Below are 21435 nucleotides of genomic sequence, written 5' to 3' on the forward strand. Positions count from 1 at the left end.
TTGAACCTATGACCGATTTCTCTAAAAAAATTGATGCTTTGCTCCAGACCTACGAGCGCTTCGGCGTACATTTAGGTCTAGAAGCAAGTTTGAAGCTGCTTGCAGATTTAGGCAATCCCCAAAAGCGAGTTTCTATCATTCATGTCGCAGGCAGCAATGGCAAAGGATCAGTCTGTGCGTATCTATCCAGCATTTTGACAGAAGCAGGTTATAAAACAGGACGATACACTTCACCCCATTTAATTGATTGGAACGAGCGTATTTGCATTAACGGTCAACAGATTGCATCAGCAGCGTTATATCAAACATTGCTAAAAGTACAATCTCAGATTGATCCAGAGCATTCACCTACTCAGTTTGAAGTAATTACCGCAGCCATGTGGCTTTACTTCGCTGAGCAGCAAGTGGATATTGCAGTGATTGAAGTCGGATTGGGCGGAAGATTAGATGCAACCAATGTGGTTGACGATCCTCTAGTCAGCGTCATTGTGTCAATTAGTCGAGAACATTGGCAGCGATTAGGATTTACGATTTCAAATATCGCCCAAGAAAAAGCAGGAATTCTCAAAGCAAACCATCCTGCCGTGATCGGACAGTTGCCAGATGAAGCAAAAGCAGTTGTCGATCGACAAATTGCCGCGCTCGGTTGTCCTGTCGTTTATCCTCAACCCTCGCAACTCATTGGCGGTTGGGCACATCAGGGATCGCTAAAATATCAACTTCCACTTCAAGGAGAGATTCAATTACACAATTCGGCTTTAGCGATCGCTGCCATTCAATTTCTTCGTCAACAAAACTGGAATATTTCAGATGATGCCATCGTCAATGGAATTGCACATACGACATGGGCAGGGCGGATGCAGTGGTATGAATGGCAGGGAAATCGGATTTTGATCGATGGCGCACATAATCCGGCAAGTGCGATCGCGCTACGGCAATTTGTAGATTCGCTAAATCGCCCGATTCACTGGGTAATGGGAATGCTAACGACCAAAGATCATGCAGATGTTTTTAGAGCATTATTGCGATCTCAAGATTCGCTTTATCTCGTTCCTGTACCGGGTCATAGTTCGGCTGATCCGAGTGAATTAGCCACGCTTGCAAAAGAAATTTGTCCGGGCTTGGAGACTTGTCAAGTCTATCCCGATGTCTTTGCAGGATTGCAGGCTGCCCAATCCGAGAGTCTGACAGTGCTGTGCGGCTCTTTATATTTAATTGGTGACTTTTTTCAGCAGCAGCGCGATCGCAGCTAAATTTGCTGCCAAATTTCGATACAATCTGATCTGCACAAAAAATCGCATTCTTGTGTTCAGATTCTGATCCACCCTGAAATGTACCCGCCATGATCCACGAAATTTTTATGCCCGCCCTCAGTTCCACCATGACCGAAGGAAAAATCGTGTCCTGGCTCAAAGCTCCGGGCGACAAAGTTGAGAAAGGTGAAACCGTTGTGGTGGTTGAGTCTGACAAGGCTGATATGGACGTAGAATCCTTTTACGAAGGATTTTTAGCCACGATCGTCGTTGATGCAGGCAACTCAGCTCCGGTCGGATCTGCGATCGCGCTCTTAGCTGAAACCGAAGCCGAGATCGAAGCCGCGAAACAACAAGCGACCCAAACAACTCCGAGCGCTCCGGCTGCCACTGCCGCTGCTACAACACCGACTCCAGAACCTGTTGCTGCCGCTGCCACAAATGGCTCATCCAGTGCGCCGACTCAAAATGGACGGATCGTTGCTTCTCCACGGGCACGGAAACTCGCAAAAGAGTTAAAAGTTGAACTGGGTGCTGTGGTTGGAAGTGGTCCGCATGGTCGAATTGTGGCAGAAGATATCGAAAAAGCTGCTGGCAAAACCCCAACCGTCAAACCTGCCGCAAAACCTGCTGCACCTGTTGCGCCTGCTGCTGTTGCTGCTGCACCCGCTCCGAGAGCCGCTGCTGCGCCTGTCGCTCCCACCCAACCGGGTCAAATCAAGCCGATGACGACCTTGCAAACCGCAGTCGTCCGGAATATGAATGCAAGTTTAGATGTTCCAGTCTTCCGCGCTTCGTACACGATTACAACGGATGCACTCGACAAACTGTACAAACAGGTGAAATCGAAGGGTGTCACGATGTCAGCCTTGCTCACAAAAGCGATCGCGATGGCGTTGCAAAAACATCCTTTACTGTATGCAAGCTACGTTGAGAACGGCATTCACTTTAACGAGTCGATCAACATTGCAAATGCAGTCGCAATGGAAGATGGTGGCTTGATCACTCCTGTATTGAAAAATGCAGATCAGCAAGATCTTTACTCGCTGTCTCGGAACTGGAAAGATTTAGTCGATCGCGCAAGATCAAAACAACTCCAACCCGATGAATATAGTTCTGGAACGTTCACAGTCTCGAACTTAGGCATGTTTGGTGTGGATGCGTTTGATGCAATCTTGCCACCAGGACAGGGAGCGATTTTAGCGATCGGCGCATCTCGTCCAACCGTCGTTGCAACCGATGATGGACTGCTCGGAGTACGCCGACAAATGCAGGTAAATATCACTTGCGATCACCGCATTATTTACGGTGCAGATGCGGCAATCTTCTTGCGTGATTTAGCAAAACTGATTGAAACCGATGTTCAATCGTTGACGCTGTAACAAAGTGAGGAACTCCGAGATTCTCATCCCGGAGTTTTCATAGAGCTACTAGATAGAATCTTGCCCAGGCTCTATACAGATCCTGGGCTTTTCAATTTATTACCAAGTTTTCATCCGTTATGAGAATGATGCGACGATTCTGAAAACTTCTTGTCTGAAGATGATGCGCCTGCTGAATTTCGGATGAATCAGTAACCACTTTCCGCAACACAGATGCCTTGGCATTTGATCCCATTCGTTGCAGTTCGTAAGCAATACGGACAGAGAATTTTTTCAGGCTCAGCTGCTTGTTGAGTCTCTACTGAAGAATTCGTTTGCGGATTATCTTTAGACATACGACTTAGACACGCGAGGACAGGGCGACTTGAACCATTCGCTAGTCTAACAAATTCGTTACATTTAGATCGCCATTTCACGGTTTAGAACCGCGTCTAGCAACAGATCAGCCCCAAATCGAATCGGATCAGTGCAAGGAAGCTGCGTTTCTTCCTGAATCAATGCGATCGCTCTCCATGCCGCATCTGCTTCTAAATGAGCTGTATTCAACGCGATCGCGGCCACCTTCACTGCCGCAAACGCTCCGCCCGCAGAGGCAAGCGATTCATAAACTTGCACCACATCCTTCAAAGGCGGAATTGGCACCTGCGGAAAGTTGCGAATGCTCATTTGTCCTGCCCGATGCACTAAAACTAAATGAGTCGGCTGCGAACCGCGAATCAGAGGCAAGGTCGCCGTCGAAGCTGGATTAAATATAGAACCTTGCCCCTCGACGTGCAAAATGTCCTGGTCTGCATAACGCATCACAAGCTGTTCAACTGCACCTGAAGCAAAATCAACTCGCACTGCATCGAGCGGAATCCCATCCCCTGCAATCATAATTCCAGCTTGTCCCGTACCCAAAAACTGCGATCGCAATCCTCTCTGCTCGGCAATCTTATGCATCTCCAAACTCGTAGACATCTTGCCAATACTCATATCTGTGCCAACGGTGAGCACTCTTCGGCAAGTCAGCGATCGCGCTGCCCCAGTTCCAACTTGTAATCCAGGTGGCTCTTGACGAATATCCCAAATCCATTGATTCGATTGAAGGTTTTGAAATTTCGGGAGTAGAGGGGTGTGCAGCCCATTGACGATCGACAAACCAGCCTCCACAGCCTGCCGAACTTCCGCAAACCAAGAATCAGGTAAGACTCCTCCAGAAGGCGCAATCCCAATCAATAAAACAGTCGGTTGATGTTTCAAAGCTTCCGTCACCGAACTCACGATCGGAGCCTGACACACAATCTTGGTTAGATCTTGATAAGACTGTTCAGCACATTGATGATCAATAATTGCCACGACTGAATCAGGGCGAGCACGTGTAAAAGCTAAGCCTGTTTTACCCTGTGTTCCTTGGATGCCTTCATGCAAAAGTACAGCAACTCGATCGTTTAATCTCAGCATGATCTTGCCCTCAGCGAAACGCCCAAACCTGGATCTTGATTTGGAATCACACGCCCACTTTCAAACATTGCACCGACAAACGGATCATCAACTAAATTCAAATGACTATCGAGATCCAAATAATCCGCGAAGGGCGAGAGATGAGCGAGTGCTGTATTCATTAATGAACTATCCGAATAGCAGCCAAACATAATTTTCAAGCCATGAGCTTTTGCCGTATGAATCATACGCAACGCTTCACTCAACCCTCCAGATTTCATCAGTTTGATATTAATCCCGTGCACTCGATCGCTTAACGCTGGAATAGATTGACTCGTAAAACAACTCTCATCGACAAAAATTGGCAAAGGAGAAAGATAAAACAGCTTCGTCAGTTCAGCTTCTTGCCCTTTTGCGAGCGGTTGTTCGATATAAGTGACTTTGCGATCGCTCAACCAATGCGCCATTTTCAACGCCGATTCGACTGTCCAACCCCCATTGGCATCGACACTAATCTGCTCAATATCTGGAGCCACTTCTAGTACTGCTTCAAACATTGCCTGATCGGCTGCAATACCTTCTGGACTTCCTAGCTTGACTTTCAGCGCTCGAATGTCTTGTCGTGGCGATTCGATCGTCCCTTTACCGAGCCAATCCTTAACCCGCTGTTTTGCGCCTTCTGGCGTATTGATCCCGATCGTCACTGAAGTTGGAACAATGCGATCGCGGTCTAGTCCCCAAAGCTTCCAAAGCGGTAGCCCTGCCGATTTGCCCAACCAATCATGTAATGCAATATCGATCGCGGCACGCGCAGCAGAAGGAATCCGAGCCTGTGAAAGTAATTGATCGATGCGTTGACGCTCCAGAGGATGCAAAGCTTTCAGCAAAGGTGAGATCGCTTGAAGAGAACGCGCGATCGCTTCAGTCGTTTGGGGATTTTCTCCAATTGAGAAAGGCGAAGCTTCCCCCCATCCTTCAATACCGTCTTGCTCAATCCTGATCCAAATATTCGTAGTTTGGGCTGTAGTGCCACGGCTAATTTTGAGCGCAAAACGCTTATGAACGGTGAAAGTCTGGATCTGAAGTTGCATCGGCTAATTTTTAACGATCGACAAATGAAAAGCTCACAATCGCAAAGCACACAGTTACCTACCCTAACACCAAGTCAGAGCCGTGATACTCATTTCATTCGTTTAAGATGCCGGAACCAGCCCTTTCAAGGTGAACCAATGTACTATAACGAATCTAGAGCAGCCTGGAGATCGAAACGAGAGCAGATCAATTCAACTTGTTTTCACTGTTGAAAAAGTACTGTAGTTGCTCAATTGTGGAACAAGATTACTGGTTTACAGGGTTTTCATCTGACCTGGAAATAACACCTTGAAAGGGCTGGAGCGCACTCCTAAACTGCCAAGCGCGATCGCAGCCAACGGCATAACCTCTCTAAGACTGGAACCTAGAATCAGGAAAGAAGATACACCTTAATGTTCTAAGTGATCCGTAAAGATGCAAAGATGTCTGACCCTTAACTTACTCAGTCTAATCGTCGTCTGGGGAGCCATTGCTATCCCAGTCGAGCCAAACGCTGCTACGACTCCCCCGACCAATCGCATCCTTGCCCAATCTTCGGCATCGCGTCCAGCCTCTCTGTCCGCATTAATTCAGAAATTGAAAAGCCCGAAGGCAAGCGATCGCACCGCAGCTGCTTTTGAGATCGGACAAATGGGAACAACAGCAAGTCGAGCAACCCCTCACTTGATTCTTCTCCTTGATGATCCAGATAGCGGTGTGCGAGACAAAGCCGTGCAAGCCTTGGGCAGAATGGGGAAAGCCGCAAACGTTGCAATTCCTAAATTAGTGACGCTATTCAAAACTGATCTAGCGGTTCGGGGTCAATACGTCTTTACCTTAGCAAGTCTTGGATCTCCTACTATTCCTCACCTCATGCCACTGCTCAAAGATACAGATGCAACCATACGATTCGATGTTGTCTATACCGTTGCGCTCATCGGTAAATCTGGTAAAGCAGCGATCCCGCATCTCAAACCCCTGTTAAACGATCCTGACCCTGGCGTACACAGCATGGTTGCCCAAACGCTCTGGATGATAGGCGCACCTGCCTCTGATTTCCTTCCTACCCTGATTACGCTGCTCAAAGAATCGACTCATAGCGAAGCGCGGAGTCGGGCAACCTTTGTCTTAAAGGAAATGGGTGCGAAGACACCAGAGGTCATCCCCGCGCTCATTTCCCTATTAAAAGAACCCAATGAGCGAGTGCGAGATGAGGCAGCCCAAATCTTAGGAGAGCTTGGCAAACCTGCCATTCCTCAACTGATTGCACAATTGAAGCATCCAGATGAGGCGGTACGGGGTGCGGCAGCTTATGGGTTGGGCGTAATGCGGTCGGCAGCAAAATCAGCCATTCCTCATCTGATCCCACTCTTGAGAGATCCGAGTCAAAAGGTTCAACTCAAAGCGAGGGAGGCTCTAGCAAAAATCCAACGCCAAGCCCCCAAATCTAGGTAGTCAAACCAGCCCTTCCAAGGTGAGCCAATGTAATATAACGAATCTAGAGCATCCTGGAGATCGAAACGAGAGCAGATCAATAGATTACTGGTTTACAGGGTTTTCATCTGACCTGGAAATAACACCTTGAAAAGGCTGGATGCCGGGACTCGAAGCGATCCCCAAATCCTTTGATTCAAGGTAACTGCGAAAACAGCGTTGCTGCCCGAAAACCCCTGAAAACTTGGCATAATTCCAACTTGATTCGAGATGATCTAAGAAATTTTGAGAAAAGGCTTGCATAATTCTAGAAGGTCGGGTTATGATTAGTCTCGCGAGATACGCAATCCTCAGTAGCTCAGCGGTAGAGCGGTCGACTGTTAATCGATTGGTCACAAGTTCGAATCTTGTCTGGGGAGTTTTAGATGAATCACATTTCCAAACACTGGATGCTTGATCCAGATGTTGCCTTTCTCAATCATGGCTCGTTTGGAGCATGTCCGATCGCGGTTTTGCGAATTCAAGAAGAATTCAGAAACCGCTTAGAACGGCAACCCCTGCGATTTCTAGGACGAGAATTTGAAGGATTGCTCGATCGAGCCAGAGATGGTTTAGCTGAATTCGTTGGTGCGAGTTCGGAAGAATTGGTGTTTGTCCCCAATGCGACCACTGGCGTAAATGCAGTGTTACGATCGCTCACTTTCTCGCCAACCGATGAACTGCTCACCACCAGTCAGGAATACAACGCCTGCCGCAATGCGCTAGATTTCGTCGCCGATCGCTCCGGAGCAAAAGTTGTAGTCGCTGACATCCCTTTTCCGATCGCATCTCCTTCTCAAGTCATTGAAGCAGTTCTGGCAAAAGTGACTGAGCGAACCCGCTTGGCATTAATCGATCATGTCGTCAGTCAGACCGGGCTTGTATTTCCGATCGCTCAAATCGTCCAAGCTTTATCAAATCTTGGAATTGATACCCTAATCGATGGCGCTCACGCCCCTGGAATGGTGGATTTGAATCTCACCACATTAGGGGCGACCTATTACGCTTCGACCTGTCACAAATGGATCTGCGCGCCGAAAGGAGCCGCCTTTCTCTACGTGAAAAAAGAGAAGCAAGCTGAGATTCGCCCCCTAACAATTAGCCACGGTGCAAATTCTCCTCGTCGCGATCGCTCCAAGTTCCACCTCGAATTTGATTGGATGGGCACAGACGATCCGACTGCATATTTAACAGTTCCAAGCGCGATCTCATATATGGGATCGCTGTTGCCGGGAGGCTGGGACGAAATTAGGGCAAAAAATCGAGATAAAGCGATCGCCGCCAGAAAGCAACTCTGTGAAATGCTGAATGTTGCTCCTCCTTGTCCAGAAGAAATGATTGGAGCATTAGCAACTATCCCGTTACCCAATGGGTCTTATGTAGAACTGCAAGACGCATTGTTAGAGAAATTTAACATTGAAGTGCCCATCGTTCCTTTTCCACAGGCTCCCCAACGCTTAGTGCGAATCTCAGCTCAGTTGTATAACACCCCTGAACAGTACGAATATTTGGGCAATTCTCTCCTGACCCTAATTCAGTAAGATTTCTTTCACTAGAATTACTGAACTTTGCAAAAAAATTGATCAAAAAGGTTCCGCGATCCTTACCAGGGAAGTCCTAGGTGAAATTTGCCATCTTGGTAGTAGCAAAAACCATATCGAATCAGAATGTCACAATCCTGATTCAATTCGGTGTCGCCCTCACATGATACTTAGATGAATGGCTCCCATGATTCCACTAAAACCTCGTTTCCCGGTCTGGCAATATCTCAATCAGCCACTTTTCCATCTTGCATATCCGTTGATTTTGAATCCACGCCGTTACTGGTTCCACTATCGCGTTGAACTGCTCGAACGCTGTTTTATGCAAGACCTTGAATCTCAAGAAAGAAGAGATTAGTTTTCAAACTTGAATCAATTTATTTCTGACGATCGCGCTTCCGGTCATTTTCTCTAACGCCTCCTGACCGAGAATTCAAAAGCACGATCGTCTTTTGGTATGAATGATTTTCTGCAAACAAAATAATTGATGCAAACTTTAAGAAGTTCAAGTTCGCGTGAACTGACCAGTAGCGTTTGATACTCTTAAATCGGACTTAGCGCGTTCTTAAAGTTGGTGTGGGACGAATAGAGCGGGTGTATTTCATAGCTCTTGCATCAAGTCTCACACTGATTTTCAACTTATGGCATTTCAACTCCAGATTCTCCATGCTTCTGACTTTGAAGCTGGAATTCCCGCAATTACCGATTCCGTTAATTTCTCAACTGTAATTAACGCCCTGAAAGATGACTACGCCAACACGTTGATTTTGTCTTCAGGTGACAACTTTATTCCTGGTCCTTTTTTCTCATCAGGCAGTGATCCTGCATTAAGAGCATTACTCGGTCAAGAAGGAGTTGGACGCGCAGACATTGCGATCTTGAACGAACTCGGATTTCAAGCATCGGCACTTGGAAATCATGAATTCGATTTGGGAACCAATACGATCGCAAGTGTCCTCAATGTAAGTGGAGCGTATCCAGGCACACAATTCCCTTACCTCAGTACAAACCTCAATTTTGCAAATGATGCTTCGTTGAGAGGATTAGTTGTCCCAGATGGACAAGCTCCGCGCCCCAACAGTATCGCCAAAAGTACCGTCATCACTGTTGGAGGTGAAAAAATCGGGATCATTGGCGCAACCACTCCAACTTTGCCCGCAATTTCTTCTCCCGGTGCGGGTGTCGTGGTTACACCTCAACCTTTTGCTGGAAATCCGACTCCAGAACAGTTAGATGCCCTCGCCCAAATCATTCAAGCTGAGGTGAACAATCTCGCGAATACTGGAATCAACAAAATTGTCGTCACGGCGCACATGCAGCAATTGTTCATCGAACGAGAGCTAGCTAAACGCCTGTCAAATGTGGATGTGATCATTGCAGGTGGATCACACACATTACTAGCCGATAGTACCGATCGCTTACGTCCCGGTGATACTACGGCTGGAATTTATCCATTAGTTGAACAATCTCCAACCGGAAGTGTTCTAGTGGTGAACACAGCTGCAAACTACACTTATGTAGGGCGCTTAGTAGCTGAGTTTGATGCTCAAGGTAAGATTGATCTCTCTACGCTCAATCCTTTAATCAATGGAGCTTATGCCACAGATGCAGCCAGTGTGAGTGCTTTGGTTGCGGTAAATCCCGGAACTCCTGATCCTGAGATTGTCGAAATCGCTCAAACCTTGCGCGATCGCGTCATTATTCCAAAAGACAGCAGCATTTTCGGCAGCACCCGTGTCTTTCTCAATGGAACGCGAGAAGATGTCCGAACGCAGGAGACCAACCTAGGCAATCTCACCGCAGATGCAAATCTGTTTGCAGCCCGTCAGACCGATGCAAATGTTGTACTTTCCCTGAAAAATGGTGGCGGAATTCGTGACAACATTGGCTTTGTCAGTGGATCAGGGGGAGCTACTGGAGCCGTCGATCGCTTACCGCCGAGTGCAAACGATTTAGCGAATAAAAAATCAGGAGAGATCTCTCAACTCGATATTGAAAATTCCTTACGCTTTAACAATGCTCTGACCCTTGTAACCGTTACTGCGGCTCAGTTAAAAGACTTGATAGAGCATGGTGTTGCTGGCGTTCGTCCGGGAGCGACTCCGGGATCTTTTCCACAGATTGGAGGATTTCAGTTTAGCTTTGATCCGACTCGCACCGCTCGCACGGCAACGGCTCCAGGCGAAAGAGTCCAATCGCTCTCAATTACTGATGCCAATGGCAACGCGATCGAGGAAGTTGTCCGAGGTGGGCAAATCATTGGCGATCCAACTCGCACCTTCCGCATGGTGACTTTAAGCTTCCTAGTCGGCGCACCCGGAGCAACAACCGGAGGAGATGGCTATCCATTCCCGCAGATTATCGCTGCCAATCCAACACAGGCGAATCGAGTAGACCTGCTCGATCCATCCCGGACTGGCGTTGCCACCTTTGCAGATAATGGAACCGAACAAGATGCGTTTGCAGAATATCTCAAAGCGATTGGCAGCTTCGATGCAGCAGATGTTGACCCTACCAAAGATACTCGCATTCGGAATCTAGCTCTTGCGCCTGATGCAATTGTACCGAAATCTAGCACGCTCACCAAAATTGGCGGATTAGCACTAGCAGGTGGCTCAGAAATTTCTGCTTATGATGCTGAGACCAAGCAATTGTTCGTGATTGGAGGAAGCACGAAGCTCGAAATTGTAGACTTGAGCGATCCGAAAGCTCCAAAGTTGGTTAACTCAATCGAGCTTGCTCCTTTTGGGAGTGGGACGAATAGCGTTGCAGTAAAAGATGGCATCGTTGCAGTTGCAATTGATGGCATTCGCAAAACTGATCCGGGTCAAGTTGTCTTTTTAGATGTTCAAGGTAACATTCAAAGAAGTGTCGCAGTCGGTGCAATTCCTGACATGTTGACATTCACCCCAGATGGTAAAAAGATTCTGGTAGCAAATGAAGGGGAGCCGAATAGCTACAATCAGACGGATTCGATTGATCCCGTTGGCTCGATCAGTATCATCGACATCTCCAATGGCATTGCGAATGTAACCGTCAGCACTACTGGATTTGAGAGCTTCAATAATCAAAAAGCAGATCTACAAGCAAAAGGCATTCGGATCTATGGACCGAATGCAACAGTTGCACAGGATTTAGAGCCGGAATATATCACTGTTTCAGATGATGGCAAGACGGCATGGGTGACACTTCAGGAAAATAATGCAATCGCAGTTGTGGATATTGCGACTGCGAAAGTGACCGATCTGTTACCGCTAGGCTTGAAGGATCACAGCAAAGGGCTACCCACGCTGAAATCCTACGAATTTAAGAATCTGCCTGTTTTGGGCAAGACTGCAACGACCAATCCCAACAATCCGGCTCAAACGACACCTGGGCAAGAGATTCTACTAGGTGGCTTCTCTGGGCTGGTGTTTGAAGGAATTGCCGCGAATGGCAATCTGAAATTTGTAACGCACACCGATCGCGGACCTAATGGTGAAGCTGGCGATCTCGGTCGTCCTTTCGCCTTGCCTGATTTTCAGCCTCAACTGATTCGATTTGAACTCAATCAAGCCTCTGGTGAGATTACCTTAACTGATCGAATTGGATTAAGCCGTCCCGATGGTACTCCACTCACAGGCTTACCAAATCTTCAGAATGGGGCTGTCGGCACTGCTTTTACAGATGAAATTCCAGTAGATCTGTTTGGGAATCGCTTGGAAAATGACCCACTGGGAGGCGATTTTGAAGGGCTAGCTATTGCAGCAGATGGCACATTTTGGCTAGTAGATGAATATCGACCTGCGATTTATCATTTCAATCCACAAGGTCGGTTGATCGATCGCTTTATTCCCAAAGGTTCACCCACTGAAAATGCTAGCTTTGGCACACCTGTTTTACCGGAAGTCTATGCACAGCGCCGCAATAATCGCGGATTTGAAGCAGTTGCTTTAGAAGGAAACAAACTTTATGCCTTCATTCAAAGCGCGATCGACAATCCTGATACTGCAAACGATAGTAATTCCCGGAGTTCTCGCAACCTGAGAGTCCTAGAGTTTGACATCACAACGAAAGCTGTCACGGGTGAATATCTTTACATTCTGGATGATATTAGCGGCAGTGGAAATGCGAGAACTGACAAGATTGGGGATGCCGTCGCACTAGGAAATGGCAAATTCTTAGTCGTTGAGCGAGACGATCGCAGTGGAACGAATGCGAACAAGTTACTGTATGAGATTGATCTCAAAGGTGCGACTAACATTGGCACAGTCACCAGTGTTGGCGGGAAAACGATTGAGCAATTGACGATCGCAGAACTGAGTGCCGCCAATCTTCGACCTATCACGAAGCGGCTGGTCACAAATGCTGCTGCTCTAGGGTATACAGGCATTGAAAAGCTAGAAGGGCTAGCAAGAATTGATGCGAACACGATCGCGTTAATTAACGACAATGATTTTGGAGTCGGCGGTAGTACTGCAAAAGATGGGGTTCTCTCTGGGACAACCGTTCCTAATACAATCAAATTAGGAATTGTCAGCTTTAATCAAAGCAATGGGCTGGATGCCAGCGATCGCGATAATGCCATCAACATTCGCAATCAACCTGTATTCGGCATGTATCAGCCCGATGCGATCGCCCAATTTACAGTCAATGGTGAAACTTTCATCATTACTGCCAACGAAGGTGATGCCCGTGACTATACAGGCTTTGCCGAAGAGATTCGAGTAGGAAGTAGTAACTATCGCCTTGATCCTAGTGTGTTTCCCAATGCTACCGATCTGAAGCGCGATGCAAATTTGGGGCGGTTAACTGTTACGACTGCAACAGGGGATACAAATGGCGATGGCTTCTTCGATCGCATTGAAGTCCTCGGAACTCGTTCGTTCTCTATTCGCGACACGAAGGGCAATCTCGTGTTCGACAGTGGCGATCAGTTTGAGCAGATTACAGCTTCTGCTTTTCCTAGCTTCTTTAACTCTGACAATGCAGCAAACAATTTCGACAATCGCAGCGACAACAAAGGGCCTGAACCAGAAGCAGTCGTCGTTGGAACGATCAACGATCGTATCTATGCCTTCATCGGTTTAGAACGCATCGGTGGTGTAATGGTGTACGAAGTGACAAATCCGCGCAAACCCGTATTTGTCGAGTACTTTAATCCGCGTGATTTCAGAGTCAGCCCTACCTCCGGAACAACAGATTCGGGTCCTGAAGGTCTGACTTTTATTGCTGCTAAAGAGAGTCCAAACGGGAAACCTCTCCTCATTGTCACCAATGAGATTAGTAAAACGACTGCTGTCCTAGAATTCAATCCGCCTACTCGAATTAGTGATATTCAAGGAGCAGCACAGCGATCGCTACTCGTCGGTCAAACTGTGAACAATGTTGCAGGGATTGTCACGGTTGTTCGGAACAATGGCTTCTACATTCAAGATCCAACTCCCGATACTAACTCTGCAACCTCTGAAGGCATTTTCATCTTTACCAATACAGTTCCTACTGTGAAAGTGGGCGACGCAGTTCAAGCCAATGGCGTTGTCGGTGAGTTTCGTCCGGGTGGCACAACGAGTACAAACTTAACCACAACTCAAATTGGTGGAGCAGGTAATCCAGCCGCAACCTTTAGAATCTTGTCGAGCAACAATCCACTGCCTGATGCAACTGTCATTGGAACGGGTGGACGCATTCCACCAAACCAAGTGATTAGTAGTGGTGCTGTCAATGGCAATGTCGAAAATCCGGGTTCTGTCTTTAATCCAAATACCAATGGCATTGACTTCTACGAAAGCTTAGAAGGAATGCGAGTGCAAGTGAAAGATGCGGTTGCAGTCAGTCCCACGAACAATTTCGGCGAGATTGCTGTACTTGCAAACAATGGTGCAAATGCTTCTCCTCGCGCCGATCGAGGCGGAATCATCATCCAGCCAAGTGACTTTAATCCAGAGCGGATCATTGTAGATGATGCGATCGTATCTAACCCCCCCCAAGTGAATGTCGGCGATCGCTTCTCTAGCATTACTGGCGTGATCGATTACAGTTTCAACAATTTCAAACTGTTGAACACTGAACCGCTCATTGCCACATCGGGTGGGTTACAACGTGAAACGACATCCTTACAAGGCAGTACGAATCAACTCACTGTGGGAACGTTCAACGTTGAGAATCTCAGTCCAACCAGCGGTGTCGTCCAGTTTGCTGCTTTGGCAGATCAGATTGTCAAAAACTTGAAGTCACCGGATATTCTGAATGTTCAAGAAATTCAAGACAATAACGGCGCACAGAACAATGGTGTCGTTGATGCCAGCGTGACGTATCAACGCTTAATTGATGCGATCGTTGCAGCAGGGGGGACGCGGTATGAATATCGCCAAATCGATCCGGTGAACAATCAAGATGGAGGACAACCGGGAGCAAACATTCGGGTCGGCTTCTTGTTCAATCCAGAGCGCGTCAACTTTGTCGATCGTCCGGGGGGCGGTTCCTTAGTAGACACCACGTTTAACAAAGACGGACTTTCCGCAAGTCCAGGTCGCCTGAGTCCAACCAATCCTGCTTTTCTCGATTCGCGTAAGCCGCTAGTCGGTGAGTTTCGATTCAATGGTGGTCATCAAGTGTTTGTCATTAACAATCACTTCAACTCGAAAGGGGGAGATCAACCGCTATTTGGACAGTTCCAACCGCCAACTTTAACGACTGAACCCCAAAGAATCGAGCAAGCACAAATCGTCAAAGATCTCGTCGATCGCATTCTTCAGCAAAATCCAGATGCGAATGTCATTGTCACAGGCGATCTGAACGACTTCCAGTTTTCTGCACCGTTAGACATTCTGACCGGTGATCAGTCTTTAGTGAATCTGTATGACACGCTCCGCCCAAATCAGCGGTACAACTACAACTTTGAGGGGAATGCTCAGGCGCTCGATCACATCTTAGTCAGCCGCAACCTGTTCACTAACAGCGATGCAAAATTCGATGTGGTTCATATCAACTCCGAATTTTCCAATCAAGTCAGTGATCACGATCCGCTCGTTTCACAATTCACCTTCGCTCAACCCGATGGCAAAGGCGGACAGAAGATTTTTGATATCCAATCTGGCGATCGCACAGTGATTGTCAATTTTGGAGGCATCGGACGTGGCACCAATCCGAGCGCAAACACAATCTCAGAAGCCGATACCCTCAAATTCACAGGTGCAGAACTCAACGCCAAAAATCTCCAACTCACGCAAAAAGGCACCGACCTTGAGATCTCTTTTACGGCTCCCAATAGCCCGATTGTGACGCTCAAAGACTTCCGTCTAGACAACCTAGACAATTTGCGCCGAGAAACTGGAGCCGCACTCAATATCGGTAATATTCTGTTCAATGCACAGAAGACGATCGCAGACGATTTTGATGTGCTTAATTCGGATGTGGTGCGTGGCAGAGTTTTCAACCGAAATACAGTCACCTTCTTAAATCAACTCGATAACGTCATTGACGGGTTCAATAACTCAGACGATGTTATCAACGGTCTAGACGGCAATGACATCCTCTACGGACTCAGCGGTAACGATACGCTTCGAGGTGGAGATGGTGATGATGTGCTATTTGGAGGATTAGGCAATGATGTTTTAGTCGGCGGCGCAGGTCGCGATACGTTCGTGATTCGCAGACAGGATAGAGCCGATCTGATTCTGGATTTTGAAGTCGGAGTCGATCTCATTGGCTTATCAGGCAACTTGCGATTTGAAGACCTCTCGATCGTTCAAGGGTCTGGCGCGTCGGTCAATCACACCTTAATTCAACTGACACGCAGCCAAGAAGTTCTCACAACGCTAGTTGGAGTGCAATCGAACACCTTACTCCAGTCGAGCTTCACGATCGTCTAAACCGTTCATCTAACCAAAAAACGGATGTTGCAAAAAAAACGCAACATCCGTTTTTTGGCGTTTTAGAGTTGTATCTCTACCCAGAATGCACAAAATTTATGAAATTCAAGTGATGGAAAAGACACAAAATGTGTAGTATCTTGATAAAGCTTATAAATGTCACTCTATCTTGATAAACTACGGCTAAAAAATTGACATGTCTATCTGATCGAGTGTATTACTTCTACACAACATAGATTCCTCTTCATCTAGCTATGGCAAGTTTAGTTTTGATTAAATTCATTGCGATCGCGACACTCGGCTATTTTCTCTTCCTCAGCCTCTTAGCCGGAACATTAGATAACCCACTCACCTTTGTCGATGCAGGACTACTCTGGTTAGTTGGGAAGAAACTTTAAACGATAAAAACGTCTGATCTTCTGGGAAGATCAGACGTTCAGAAACGTAACGGTTTTCTTTAGAAACGTAACGGGTCTCTTACGATCGGGGCATGGGACCTTTGACGGGTTGTTGAGTTACCTGCATCGCTCTCGTCAACTGAGCCATTGCTTGTTCCAATGATAGTCCTGCATCTTGAGCAACCCAAGTCCCGTCCTGCATTTGTTGACGAAACTCGAAGTGCAAGTGAGGACCAGTCGAATTTCCAGTGCTGCCGACTCGTCCAATCACCGTTCCCTGCTTGACGATATCCCCAGGTTTCACGAACACTTCTGATAAGTGAGCATATAGGGTTTGTTGGGAGCCGTTCGTATGCTCCAGTGCAACGGATGCACCATATCCACCCAACCAATCAGAGAAAATGACTCGACCTGTCAAAGCTGCCAAAACAGGCGTTCCCATCGGCGCACCAATATCAGTTCCGGTATGGAGACGCTGATTGCCGGTAATTGGGTGAACCCGCCAGCCGAATACCGAGGTAATCACTGCCGGAACGGAAAGCGGGAAGAGCAGACGCACATCGCCATTTCCAGGCATACCCAGAGGACGCACCGTACGGTTGAAATAATTTTGGACAAACGAAGGCGGCACAACTGAAGGCGGTGTCCAAGTTGCGCTAGGTGCGGTACTTGCTGCTTCTACTGAGACTGCGGTTTCAGGATCTGCCTGATTAAAGGTCGGGCGAATGACTCCAGAAATCGCTTTTGAGACAGTGTTACCAATGCCTGTAGGTTTTGCAGGAGCGGTTGTGACCTTATTTGTGGTCGGATTTCGCTGCTCAATGACGATTTCATCGGGAGCTTGATAGCTAGGAGCGGGACTCGCAGCAGGTTGAGGCTGAACCAACGGAGACTCTGAAACGGGAGAAGACTCGGGAATCTCAATCTCAGCCGGAGGTGTAGGTTCGGCTGCAGCTTCCGGAACAGCCGGACTTGGAGTTGAAGTAGTCGTCAGAGCGGCTGCACTTGCAGGAGCGGGAGGCGTTGGCTCGGTCGCTGTAGATGTAGATGATGGTGCAACGACGATCGGGGAAGGAGAAATAATGGGAGCAGCTTGTGCTAGGGTCATGCTGCTACTAAAGACACCCAAACTACCGAGACATCCAAGCCGTCTGAGTAATCGCTTTTGGCTCCGGTCGGGGTGGGTCGGGGTGGGTCGTTGCGTCATACTGTACTGTCCTCTTTCAGCTTTGCTCGTGTTCACTCGTCGGTAATGACTCTGACTAAGTTCCGCTCGATAACTACTTGGGAATTCTTTACATTAGTTAACTATAATCTCCAGTCATATAGTACTGGGTTTTGAGTACAAATCCGGATTTAGGAAATTAGTTTTATCGAAATCTCACAAATGATCTCGCAGTCTTTCGTAGAACAATTCGCTTGCCATGATGCCAGCTTTTTCAAGATTTGAACTGCTTTATTAGCGATTGATTTACCGCTGTATGACCTGAGTAAAACTGCGGAAGTTTCAAGAGAATGAACAGTCGTATTTCTCTGCGAGTTTGCACCAGATAATTTACGAAATCTTCATTCTTGTGGGCAAAGAACTGCCTGTCATCGCAATAAACCGTTACGATAACGAAGAGAAATTTCGTGGATGCCCTTATGCATAATTGGCACTGGCAAACTTGGAACGAATTGCCTTATTTAACCTGTAGTCTACTTCAGCCTTGGCAGCATGGCTTTTTTACGCAACAGTGTGCGCCACGAATGCCAGAAGAATTGATTGAGGCGTTAGATCCGGCTTCCGAGGTATATCGGGTCAAACAGGTTCACGGCAATACGGTCTTATCCCCGTCAGAGTTGGAGTATCCAGGAAATTTAGAACAGTTATCTGATGCAGATGGCATGATTACCGAGCGATCGCAGCAAGCGGTTTGGGCGTGTAGTGCCGATTGTACGCCTGCCTTAATTGCGGATGCGAAGACAGGAAATGTGGCTGCCGTGCATTCGGGTTGGCGAGGCACATCGTTAAAGATTGTGCCGATGGCGATCGCGAAATTACAAGCCCAAGGAACGCAACTTGAGGATGTCCGAATTGCATTAGGTCCAGCGATTTCGGGTGAAGTTTATCAAGTCTCACATCAAGTTGCATTAGAAGTGGCAGCTTCGATCCGAGCAGAACCCGAGTTGGAGAAATTACTCAGCCTGCCCAGTTCGCCAATTTTGCCAGATTCGACTCCCGGACGCGCTCGTTTAGATGTGCGCCGGGTGATTGCAATTCAACTTGAACAGATGGGAATTGCGCCTGAGCAAATCGCGATCGCACCCCACTGTACTTATCAAGATTCAAAAAACTTTTTTTCATATCGCCGTGAGAAGCTGAAAAAAGTTCAATGGTCAGGAATTGTAAGCGGCTCATTTTGACTTAGGCTAGAAAGCTAGGCTTCATCTCAAAGCTAACGCTCGTTCTTTTCACAACTCAAGCTCCGACCTTCAGCAGTTCGGTGTTCATTGATGCAAACTTACGCAGCTTGTGATGACGATCGTTCAATACACTCAACCGTCCTCCGTGCGGATAAGTGGTGGTCGCGTTCCACCGCGAAGGCATCATCAATACCAAATCTCGCTGCACCTCCCGCCAGTACACATGCGGGAATCGCATATAATCATATCCGCAACGACGAAAAACCCGTTCAATCCGAGCATATCGAGTCATTGACCATTCCCGTAGAATCTGCCAAGACGGATGTAAATCTGGCGACAAAATAAACGGATATGCTCGACGGCGCAGCGTGGGCAAATACTCATAAATCAAGAATTCCATCATCGCTCGGTAGCCTGGATTCTCCTGCGCCCGTAATTCCAAAATCTCAGATCGACTGATCCCAAATCGATCTAGCAGCTCGGTTGGCAAATAGCAAATGCCTTGCTCGGCATCTTCGCGCAGATCGCGAAGAATGTTGTAAAACTGGTCAACCGTACCGAATGCTCCAACAATCTGCCAAGTGGTAGTTGACAAGAATGGTAAAACCTGAAAGAATGAAGCAGCTAGCGCACGCATCATGACTTCAAACTCTTCCATTGTCTCAAAAACCATATCTTTTTGAGTATACCGATCGAGGGCTAAAAGATAGCGCTCCCAAGCTTTTAGAGACAGGTGAGAAGTTGGGTCACAGTTGTTGAACCACAGATTGCACATCGATTCAAATAGCACACGATGCGTCCCCGCAGGCTGCACTCTGCCTGTTGCACTTAGCCAACGCCAAGATGCGCAAAAGTCTTGGAAGTGACCAGAATTCCCTTCAATCATTTCGCTTTCAGCCAATCGATCAGCGATCCGAATCCAGCGAATCCTCTCTAGCCAAACCGCTCGGACTTCCGGTTCGAGTTCCATCACCCAGGCGGCATTGTCCTCATCTTTCAGGGCATCATCCGCGATCGCGCGGTAATGAGACGAACCCACTAACTCAGCAACATACTTGTTCATATCAACAGGTGAATTTCAGTCTTGCCACGGCACTCAAAATTAGAATTCCCAGATTTTGATAGGATGAACGCATGTGTGTTTGAGATCACAGCTAATCCGGTAAAGCTGTGGCACTGCATTCATCTCAGAACGACAAAAAATAGAGCTAAATTTCTGCGGTTACCATTAGGCAACACGTTGGAAAATGGTACTGCAGTTAGCACTGCGAGGATAGTTTATTTCCTCGCGGATTGTTGAGAGCAATGTTCGGAATATAACATGCTGATTAAGTAACATTACGACTAATAAATATATTTACGTGTAATTACGGGAACTCAGTATTTACGGTTACGAATTCTAAAGCAGCACAATTTGTGAGAAAAGCCACGTTTTTATATAGGATTTGAAAGAGGTTGCGCTCATCGTACTTACGATTTATAAAACCTGCTAAATTTCATTGTTCTCACTGCGAAGGATAGGGATTGCCCATGTCACTCTTTGATTGGTTTGCAAATCGGCGCAAGTCCGACTCGAAAATTCCTCAAGGTCAAGAGCGTGAAATCGCCGATGGACTTTGGAAAAAGTGCGAAATGTGCAGTGTTTTGACTTACACCAAAGATTTGAGAGCAAATCAAATGGTGTGCCTGGAGTGCGGTCATCATATGCGCGTCTACAGTCCAGAGCGGATTCGGCAGTTGATTGATCCCGATACTTGGGTCGCGATCGATGAGCATATCCTGCCCACTGATCCCTTAAAATTCCGCGCTCGTAAGTCTTACAGCGACTATCTCCGCGATACTCAAGAAAAAACCAAACTCACCGAAGCCGTACAAACCGGAATCGGTCAGCTTGATGGCTGCCAGGTTGCTTTAGGAGTGATGGACTTTCGCTTTATCGGCGGCAGTATGGGTTCGGTCGTCGGTGAAAAAATTACTCGGCTCATCGAGCGTGCCACTCAACAAAGGCTTCCCGTTGTGATTGTCTGTGCATCAGGCGGTGCAAGAATGCAGGAAGGGCTGCTGAGTCTGATGCAAATGGCAAAAATTTCAGGCGCATTGCAACGCCATCGCGAAAGTCGGTTACTCTACATCCCGGTTTTGACGCATCCAACCACAGGCGGTGTCACTGCAAGTTTTGCCATGCTCGGTGATATCATTCTTGCCGAACCAAAAGCGATGATTGCGTTTGCAGGGCGGCGTGTCATTGAGCAAAACCTGCGGCAAAAACTACCCGATGATTTCCAAACGGCAGAATATTTGCTCAATCACGGCTTTGTCGATGCGATCGTGCCGCGCACCCAACTGAAAAAAACCTTAGCGCAACTGATTCGGCTACATCAGCCAACCATTGCCAGCGCTCATGGGGTACAAATTCCTGGCATCAAAACTTTCACACCCACCGCAGAATAGCGTGAATCCAAGATTGGTGAAACCTTGGGTACATCAGCATGATATTGGTATTAGAGAGGTCTATTCTCATCATCAGCAAAGCCGATCGCTCGATTTGCCGATGCCTTCATCCGTTGGGGTGAGGCTGCCATTATCGTCTGCTGTTTTGTTGTGTTGTGTTGTGAAGCCCGATTACTGAGCCACAT

General features: G+C 47.4%; 14 protein-coding genes and 1 tRNA gene. 11 read left to right on the forward strand and 4 right to left on the reverse strand.

Annotated features, from left to right (window positions below):
* Window positions 1–8: 8 nt before the first annotated feature.
* Both OU814_RS02295 and OU814_RS02300 read left to right on the forward strand, forming a co-directional pair.
* Window positions 9–1253, forward strand: a complete 1245-nt coding sequence (locus OU814_RS02295) for a bifunctional folylpolyglutamate synthase/dihydrofolate synthase (protein WP_268180141.1) — start codon at window positions 9–11, stop codon at window positions 1251–1253.
* A gap of 89 nt (window positions 1254–1342) precedes the next feature.
* Window positions 1343–2635, forward strand: a complete 1293-nt coding sequence (locus tag OU814_RS02300; protein ID WP_268180143.1) for a dihydrolipoamide acetyltransferase family protein — start codon at window positions 1343–1345, stop codon at window positions 2633–2635.
* A gap of 399 nt (window positions 2636–3034) precedes the next feature.
* On the opposite strand, the gene OU814_RS02305 is transcribed toward OU814_RS02300, so the two are convergent.
* On the reverse strand, window positions 3035–4078 hold the full coding sequence (locus OU814_RS02305) for a DUF1611 domain-containing protein (protein ID WP_268180145.1): 1044 nt from the start codon (window positions 4076–4078) through the stop codon (window positions 3035–3037).
* Window positions 4072–5148 (reverse strand): dipeptide epimerase, encoded by a 1077-nt coding sequence (locus OU814_RS02310; protein WP_268180147.1) that lies wholly within the window; start codon window positions 5146–5148, stop codon window positions 4072–4074. Before OU814_RS02310 ends, OU814_RS02305 begins: the two co-directional genes overlap by 7 nt.
* A 415-nt stretch (window positions 5149–5563) precedes the next feature.
* Between OU814_RS02310 and OU814_RS02315 the strand changes: the two genes are divergently transcribed.
* From OU814_RS02315 to OU814_RS02345, 6 genes are all read left to right on the forward strand, one after another.
* Window positions 5564–6583, forward strand: a complete 1020-nt coding sequence (locus OU814_RS02315; protein WP_268180149.1) for a HEAT repeat domain-containing protein — start codon at window positions 5564–5566, stop codon at window positions 6581–6583.
* Window positions 6584–6909: 326 nt separating this feature from the next.
* A tRNA-Asn gene (locus OU814_RS02320) sits at window positions 6910–6981 on the forward strand.
* Window positions 6982–6987: 6 nt separating this feature from the next.
* A complete protein-coding gene (locus tag OU814_RS02325; protein ID WP_268180151.1) occupies window positions 6988–8142 on the forward strand; it encodes an aminotransferase class V-fold PLP-dependent enzyme in 1155 nt (384 codons plus the stop codon).
* A 187-nt stretch (window positions 8143–8329) separates the two neighbouring features.
* Window positions 8330–8500 carry a hypothetical protein gene (locus tag OU814_RS02330; protein WP_197693230.1) on the forward strand — a complete coding sequence of 57 codons (171 nt, stop codon included), beginning with the start codon at window positions 8330–8332 and terminating at the stop codon, window positions 8498–8500.
* Between the two features lie 283 nt (window positions 8501–8783).
* Window positions 8784–15995 (forward strand): choice-of-anchor I family protein, encoded by a 7212-nt coding sequence (locus OU814_RS02335; protein ID WP_326498272.1) that lies wholly within the window; start codon window positions 8784–8786, stop codon window positions 15993–15995.
* 254 nt (window positions 15996–16249) lie between these two features.
* Window positions 16250–16393: a hypothetical protein gene (locus OU814_RS02345; RefSeq protein ID WP_017290716.1), complete on the forward strand. Its 144-nt coding sequence runs from the start codon at window positions 16250–16252 to the stop codon at window positions 16391–16393.
* Window positions 16394–16472: 79 nt separating this feature from the next.
* Here the strand turns inward: OU814_RS02345 and OU814_RS02350 are convergent, their stop codons facing one another.
* Complete coding sequence (locus OU814_RS02350; RefSeq protein ID WP_081614771.1) at window positions 16473–17600, reverse strand: M23 family metallopeptidase; 1128 nt, start codon at window positions 17598–17600, stop codon at window positions 16473–16475.
* Window positions 17601–18037: 437 nt separating this feature from the next.
* On the opposite strand from OU814_RS02350, the gene pgeF reads away from it, so the two are divergent.
* Window positions 18038–18799, forward strand: coding sequence for a peptidoglycan editing factor PgeF (gene pgeF, locus OU814_RS02355; protein ID WP_017290714.1), 762 nt, complete (start codon window positions 18038–18040; stop codon window positions 18797–18799).
* 55 nt (window positions 18800–18854) lie between these two features.
* Here pgeF and OU814_RS02360 read toward each other — a convergent pair whose 3' ends face one another.
* Window positions 18855–19862: a squalene/phytoene synthase family protein gene (locus OU814_RS02360; RefSeq protein WP_017290713.1), complete on the reverse strand. Its 1008-nt coding sequence runs from the start codon at window positions 19860–19862 to the stop codon at window positions 18855–18857.
* A 467-nt stretch (window positions 19863–20329) separates the two neighbouring features.
* Between OU814_RS02360 and accD the strand changes: the two genes are divergently transcribed.
* Entirely contained in the window at window positions 20330–21250 is a 921-nt protein-coding gene (gene accD, locus OU814_RS02365; RefSeq protein ID WP_017290712.1) for an acetyl-CoA carboxylase, carboxyltransferase subunit beta, read from the forward strand.
* A gap of 1 nt (window position 21251) precedes the next feature.
* The gene (locus tag OU814_RS02370; RefSeq protein WP_154660840.1) at window positions 21252–21428 is read left to right on the forward strand and encodes a hypothetical protein; all 177 of its coding nucleotides are present in this window, start codon (window positions 21252–21254) and stop codon (window positions 21426–21428) included.
* The last annotated feature ends 7 nt before the right edge of the window (window positions 21429–21435 follow it).

Origin of the sequence: Leptolyngbya sp. GGD (genome assembly GCF_026735145.1) — a bacterium.
In the GTDB taxonomy this organism is placed as follows: Bacteria; Cyanobacteriota; Cyanobacteriia; order Leptolyngbyales; family Leptolyngbyaceae; genus Leptolyngbya; species Leptolyngbya boryana.